Here is a 5,491-nt window from a genome sequence, read left to right on the forward strand (position 1 = left end):
ACCCTGCTTCCGCGCCCGGCTGCGAGCGCAGCAGGGTAGCCGGAATGGTCTCCTGTCGATTCCGTTGGCTCGGGTACGTCTTCGGTATAACTACTGTGATCGTGTCTCTCGTGACACACGATCATGATTCTGTGGTGCGCTCGCTCGTGTTGGTAGTTCGGGTGCCGGCTGCGGCCTTTGAGCACCTTGGCCACCGCCCGTTTTAGATTGTCATAGCGGATACGGGCCGGGACATCACCAAAGTGGTTGAACGCCAACACATGCCGATGCAGGAGCGCCTCCTGGCCCTGAGTGGTGAAGTTGCTCCGAGCTAGAGGGCGAACGCTCCGCCTTTGATGAGGATGAGGGCCCCGATTGTGATCAGTGCAACGGGCAGAACGATGTGGCCCCAGCGTGAGAGTGCTTTGGCGATGATCGGGTGGGAGGCGAAATATCGGCCGGCCGCGCACCAGATGGCCACACCGATGAGGAACACGATGATGTAAACACCGATGGTGGCGATCGTTGAGACGGCGAAGATCGGAACGTACACGCCGATGTTGTCGCCGCCGTTGGCGAAGGTGATGACTGCGACCTGCCAGGTGCCAGGCGTCAACAGTGTTGCGGGATCATCGGTCGGCGCCGGTTGGGTGCGGCGATCCCGCCAGGCCAGCCATGCCGCCCGCAGCCCCAACACGATGGGCAGCAGCCCGAAGTACGGCAGTGCGGCTGGAGGAAGCAGCGTGGCACCCAGGAGTGCGCCGCCGACCGAAACTGCCAAGATGGCGGTGAAGCCGAGGTACTGACCGGCGGTCACTCGGATGGCTGCGCCACGATGACCGGGCGCCTGGCCGAACATCACCGCGAGGACCACGATGTCGTCGATATTGGTGATGGCGAAGGTGGCGATCGCCTGAACGAGTGTGGCTGGGCTCAGCACGGCCAATGCGACCAGCTTCGAGTGAAATCCCACCGCATCGGGTGAGCCTACTGCTCAGCAGGCCCCGCGCTCCCGCGCACCAACGACCTCCAGTGGGGCGGAAATTCATGACGACTGCCGGGGTCAACGGACTTGACGAAATACATGCCTCCGGTGCCACGGAGGTGGCTCCTAGAGGTATCGACATACGTCATCGGCGCTGCATGATTCCGGGTCGACGCTTTCGGCGCCCTGCCGCAGCCGGGCGATGGTCTCGCGCAGTGCCACCAGTGCGCTGATCTGCTCGTCGAGGTCGGTCAGTCGGATGTCGAGCAGGTCGCGCACGTGCGTGCACGGCGCGTGGCCGCTGTCACGGATGTCGAGGATCTGCCGAATCTGGGCGAGGCTGAACCCGGCGGCCTGTCCCCGTCGGATGAAGCCGACCCGGGCGATCGTGTCGGCGGCATAGTCGCGATACCCCGCCGGGGAACGTTCGGCGGGCGGGAGCAGGCCTTCGTCTTCGTAGTAGCGCAGCGTCGCGGTGGTGGCCCCGGTCGCCTCGGCGAGCTTCCCGATTCTCACGATGTCTCCTCAGAACACTTGACCTTCAAGCCTACTTGAAGGTCAAGGATGGGTGCATGAGTCAGGGATTGGACCTCGCGGTCATCGGTTCCGGCGGCGCGGCGATGGCCGCGGCGATCCGCGCTACCGCGCTCGGCAAGTCCGTCGTCATGATCGAGCGCGGCATCTTCGGTGGCACGTGTGTCAACACCGGCTGCGTGCCGTCAAAGGCCCTGATCGCAGCGGCCGAGGCCCGGCATACCGCAGCCGACACTGCCCGGTTCCCGGGGATCGCCACCACGGCCGGCCCGGTGGACATGGCGGCCCTGATCGCCGGCACGCACGATCTGGTGGAGTCGCTGCGCTCAGAGAAGTACCTCAACGTGGCCGAATCGTATGGCTGGCAGCGCATTCAGGGCCAAGCGCGGTTCGCCGGAACCCCGGACGCGCCCGTCATCGAGGTCGGCGATGCCACCATCGAGGCCGAGCACTACCTGATCGCCACCGGCGCGAACCCAGTCATCCCGCCCGCATTCGAGGGCGTCGCCTACCTGACCTCGACCACCGCGATGGAAGTCACCGAGGTCCCGGAGTCGCTGCTGGTGATCGGCGGCGGCTACGTCGCGTTGGAGCAGGCGCAACTGTTCGCCCGGCTCGGGTCAACGGTGACGGTGCTGGTCCGCTCCACGCTGGCATCGAAGGAAGAGCCGGAAGTCGGCATGGCGCTGCTGGAGGTGTTCGCCGACGACGGCATCCGGGTGGTGCGCCGCGCCACGGTGAGCGAGGTCGAGCAGGCCGACGATCAGGTCACGGTCACCGCGACCATCACCGGCGGAACGCAGCAGTTCCGTGCCGCGAAAGTCCTCGTCGCCACCGGCCGCCGTCCGAACACCGACGGCCTGAATCTCGAAGCGGTGCAGGTCAAAACCGGCGAGAACAACGAGGTCGTGGTGAGCGACGGGCTGCAGTCGTCGAACCCACGGATCTGGGCGGCCGGCGACGTGACCGGGCACCGCGAGTTCGTCTACGTCGCCGCCCATCACGGCGCGATGGTCGCCGACAACATCTTCACCGACGCCGGCCGCAGGGTCGACTACCGCCATCTGCCCCGCGTGACGTTCACCAGCCCCGCGGTCGGTGCGGCCGGGACGACCGAGGCCGAGCTCCTCGCCGCCGGGACACGGTGCGACTGCCGGGTGCTGCCGCTAAAACATGTGCCGCGTGCGGTGGTCAACCGAGACACCCGCGGTTTCATCAAACTCGTCGCCGACGCCGGCACCGGCCGCATCCACGGCATCACCGCCGTCGCCAAGGATGCTGGCGAGATCGCCGCCGCCGCGGTCTACATCCTCGACGCCGCGATGACCGTCGACCAGGTCGCCGGGTCCTGGGCCCCGTATCTGACCATGGCCGAAGGCATCAAAATCGCCGCCCAGTCCTTCAGCGCCGATATGTCCCGACTGTCCTGCTGCGCATCCTGACGCATGGCTCACTCGAAAGGTTCCTGATGCCCAATTTCCTTGACCGCCTGACCATTCCGGAAGAGTCCGGGCTCGACCCGACGATGCTGGTGCCGTTGCTGCGGCTGCTCGCCGCCGGCGAGCCGGTCACCGTGGAGGCGCTCGCCGCGGCCGTCGGCCTCCCGGTTGACGAGGTGACCCGGCGTCTGGCCGCGGTACCCGACACCGAATACGACGAGCAGGGCCGCATCGTCGGCCAGGGCCTGACCCTGCGCCCGACCCGCCACCGATTCACCGTGGCCGGCCAAGAGCTCTACACCTGGTGCGCCCTGGACACCCTCATCTTTCCCACCATCCTGGACCGGCCCGCCAGCATCGAATCCGAATCACCCGTCAGCGGGCACCCGATCAGGGTCTCGGTCGGCGAAAACGGTGTCACCAGCGTGCAGCCCGAGACCGCGGTGGTCTCGCTGGTCAACCCCGACGACCTCACCTCGATCCGGTCCTCATTCTGCAACCAGGTGCACTACTTCACCTGCGCGCAGGACGCCGCGCCGTGGCTCGCCGAGCACCCCGAAGGTCAGATCGTCAGCGTCGCTGAGGCCCACCAACTCGGCGCAGCCCTGACCACACAAATCCTTACCCAGCTCCATACCCCGCCAACTGCCCACCCCGGCTGCTGCAGCTGACCAGCCGCACCCAACCTGATGAGGAGAAATCAATGAATCAACGTCCACGAAGAAATCCCGTGCTGCTGGGTGCGGCAGCGGTGCTGGTGACGGCCCTGTGTTGCGCCGCGCCAGTCCTGATCGCCGGCGGCGCGCTCGCCGCCGTGTGTGGACTGCTCGAGAATCCATGGGTCATCGGGGCAGCCGTCGCGCTGCTGCTGGCGGCTGTGGTCGCCTTCGCCCGCCGCGGTCAACGCGGCGATCACTGCTGTCCCGCCGACAGCCATTCACCCGCGACGCACACGCTCGACGACCTGACGAAAGGAAGCATCGACAATGTCTGAAACGCGTTCGTTTACACCCCACAGGTGGGCGGGCGTTACGGCTGTGATGCTGGCAGCGGGCGCGCTGACCGCGTGCGGCCAATCGGCCACAACCAGCAATCCGACCTCACCGCCACACGCCAACGCCACAACCCAGGCGACGGCGGCGACACTGACCACGGTGGACGGCAAAACCGTCGAACTGCCCGCTGCCGCCCCGACCGCGATCCTGTTCTTCTCCTACGGGTGCGGCGAATGCGTCGGCGGCGGTAAATCCCTGGCCGCTGCTCGGGCGGCCGTGGAGAAAGCCGGAGGCAGCGCCAAGTTCCTAGCCGTCGACATCGTCCCCACCGAGAAACCCGCCGATGTTCGCCACTTCCTGGACCAGATCGGCGGCACCAGCCTGCCCGCGGTCGTCGATACTAACGGGGCCCTGACCAGCCGCTACCAGGTGACCGCGCCGACCACCGCCCTCGTCATCGACCCGTCCGGGCAGATCAGCTACCGCGGCCACGCCCCGTCCCAGGATCAGATCCTGGCCGCCCTCGGCAGCAGCGCCGCACGGTGAACCTGCTCGCGCTCGCGTTTACCGCTGGCATGCTCGCCCCGGTCAACCCCTGCGGGTTCGCGCTGCTACCGGCGTGGATCACCGGCACCATCGCCACCGGCGGCACCGATGCGGTGCTCGTGCGGCTGGCCCGGGCACTGCGCACCGGGGCCGTCCTGACCATCGGGTTCACCGGCACCCTCACCCTCGCCGGTATCGCGATCAGTGCCGGTGCCCGGACCCTGGTGACGGCTGCTCCCTGGCTCGGGATCACGATCGGGCTCACCCTGGCCATCTTGGGCGGCTTCATGCTCACCGGCCGCACCATCGGTCTGCGTATGCCTGCCCGGACGCGTCATCGGCCGGACTCCCCAACAGCCGGTGGTGTGCTCGCGGCCGGAATCGGCTACGCCCTGGCGTCACTGTCCTGCACCTTCGGGGTACTGCTCGCGGTGATCGCCCAGGCCCAGGCCACCAGCGGATGGGGCGGTCTGCTGGCAGTGTTCACCGCATACACAGCCGGTGCCGCCACCATCTTGATGCTGGTCAGCGTCGGCACCGCCATCGCCGGCACGGCCCTGACCCGGCATCTGGGTATCCTCGCCCGCCACGGGACCCGCGTCACCGCCGTTGTCCTCATCGCCACCGGCGCCTACCTCGCGTGGTACTGGCTGCCCGCGGCCACCGGGCACACCGCCAGCGGCGGCAACCTGCTCACCGGCTGGTCGGCCACCGCGACCGGATGGCTGCAGGACCACGCCCTCCCGGCCAGCGTCATTGCCGCCTTCGCTGTGGTGGTCAGCGCGGTGGCCGCGTACTGGACCACCCACCGCCGGCCAATCACCGGCAAGCAGCGCCGCCGGTGATGATTCACCGGCCGATACACCCAGCCAGATACCACTGTCCCTAACGATTAGAAAGCCGATAGATACAACCGTCGGACACAGTCAGATGCACACCACAAGTGCCTTACTGATAAGGCACATTCAAGACTGCCGACCCCTAAGCGCGACACGCCAGTTCTGCGCCGTCTG

Annotated in this window: 8 protein-coding genes; 5 read left to right on the forward strand and 3 right to left on the reverse strand. The window is 67.2% G+C overall.

From position 1 onward, the window contains the following. The 3 genes from AC3WTE_RS32295 to AC3WTE_RS32305 all read right to left on the reverse strand — a co-directional run. Positions 1 to 260: hypothetical protein (locus AC3WTE_RS32295; RefSeq protein WP_234711538.1), on the reverse strand; the 260-nt coding region annotated here is incomplete at its 3' end. 50 nt (positions 261 to 310) lie between these two features. Continuing rightward, on the reverse strand, positions 311 to 952 hold the full coding sequence (locus tag AC3WTE_RS32300; protein WP_079481877.1) for a cadmium resistance transporter: 642 nt from the start codon (positions 950 to 952) through the stop codon (positions 311 to 313). 138 nt (positions 953 to 1,090) lie between these two features. Further along, positions 1,091 to 1,480: a heavy metal-responsive transcriptional regulator gene (locus AC3WTE_RS32305; RefSeq protein ID WP_005148625.1), complete on the reverse strand. Its 390-nt coding sequence runs from the start codon at positions 1,478 to 1,480 to the stop codon at positions 1,091 to 1,093. A gap of 56 nt (positions 1,481 to 1,536) precedes the next feature. Here AC3WTE_RS32305 and merA point away from each other — a divergent pair, with 56 nt between their 5' ends. The 5 genes from merA to AC3WTE_RS32330 are packed head-to-tail and all read left to right on the forward strand — an operon-like array spanning position 1,537 to position 5,323. Beyond that, positions 1,537 to 2,940, forward strand: coding sequence for a mercury(II) reductase (gene merA, locus AC3WTE_RS32310; protein ID WP_005148655.1), 1,404 nt, complete (start codon positions 1,537 to 1,539; stop codon positions 2,938 to 2,940). Positions 2,941 to 2,966: 26 nt separating this feature from the next. Beyond that, positions 2,967 to 3,608: an organomercurial lyase MerB gene (gene merB / locus AC3WTE_RS32315; RefSeq protein ID WP_005148656.1), complete on the forward strand. Its 642-nt coding sequence runs from the start codon at positions 2,967 to 2,969 to the stop codon at positions 3,606 to 3,608. A 32-nt stretch (positions 3,609 to 3,640) separates the two neighbouring features. After that, positions 3,641 to 3,931 carry a mercuric ion transporter MerT gene (gene merT / locus AC3WTE_RS32320; protein WP_005148657.1) on the forward strand — a complete coding sequence of 97 codons (291 nt, stop codon included), beginning with the start codon at positions 3,641 to 3,643 and terminating at the stop codon, positions 3,929 to 3,931. 46 nt (positions 3,932 to 3,977) lie between these two features. After that, positions 3,978 to 4,478, forward strand: coding sequence for a TlpA family protein disulfide reductase (locus AC3WTE_RS32325; protein ID WP_225433764.1), 501 nt, complete (start codon positions 3,978 to 3,980; stop codon positions 4,476 to 4,478). After that, positions 4,475 to 5,323, forward strand: a complete 849-nt coding sequence (locus AC3WTE_RS32330) for a cytochrome c biogenesis CcdA family protein (RefSeq protein WP_005148659.1) — start codon at positions 4,475 to 4,477, stop codon at positions 5,321 to 5,323. Before AC3WTE_RS32325 ends, AC3WTE_RS32330 begins: the two co-directional genes overlap by 4 nt. The last annotated feature ends 168 nt before the right edge of the window (positions 5,324 to 5,491 follow it).

The organism is Mycobacterium sp. FW102-FHT13B02 (genome assembly GCF_058790275.1).

Excerpts from the sequence above, each read along its gene's own strand:
- AC3WTE_RS32325 (WP_225433764.1), top strand. The coding sequence starts at position 3,978 with ATGCTGGCAGCGGGCGCGCTGACCGCGTGCGGCCAATCGGCCACAACC.
- merT (WP_005148657.1), top strand. The coding sequence starts at position 3,641 with ATGAATCAACGTCCACGAAGAAATCCCGTGCTGCTGGGTGCGGCAGCG.
- merB (WP_005148656.1), top strand. The coding sequence starts at position 2,967 with ATGCCCAATTTCCTTGACCGCCTGACCATTCCGGAAGAGTCCGGGCTC.
- merA (WP_005148655.1), top strand. The coding sequence starts at position 1,537 with ATGAGTCAGGGATTGGACCTCGCGGTCATCGGTTCCGGCGGCGCGGCG.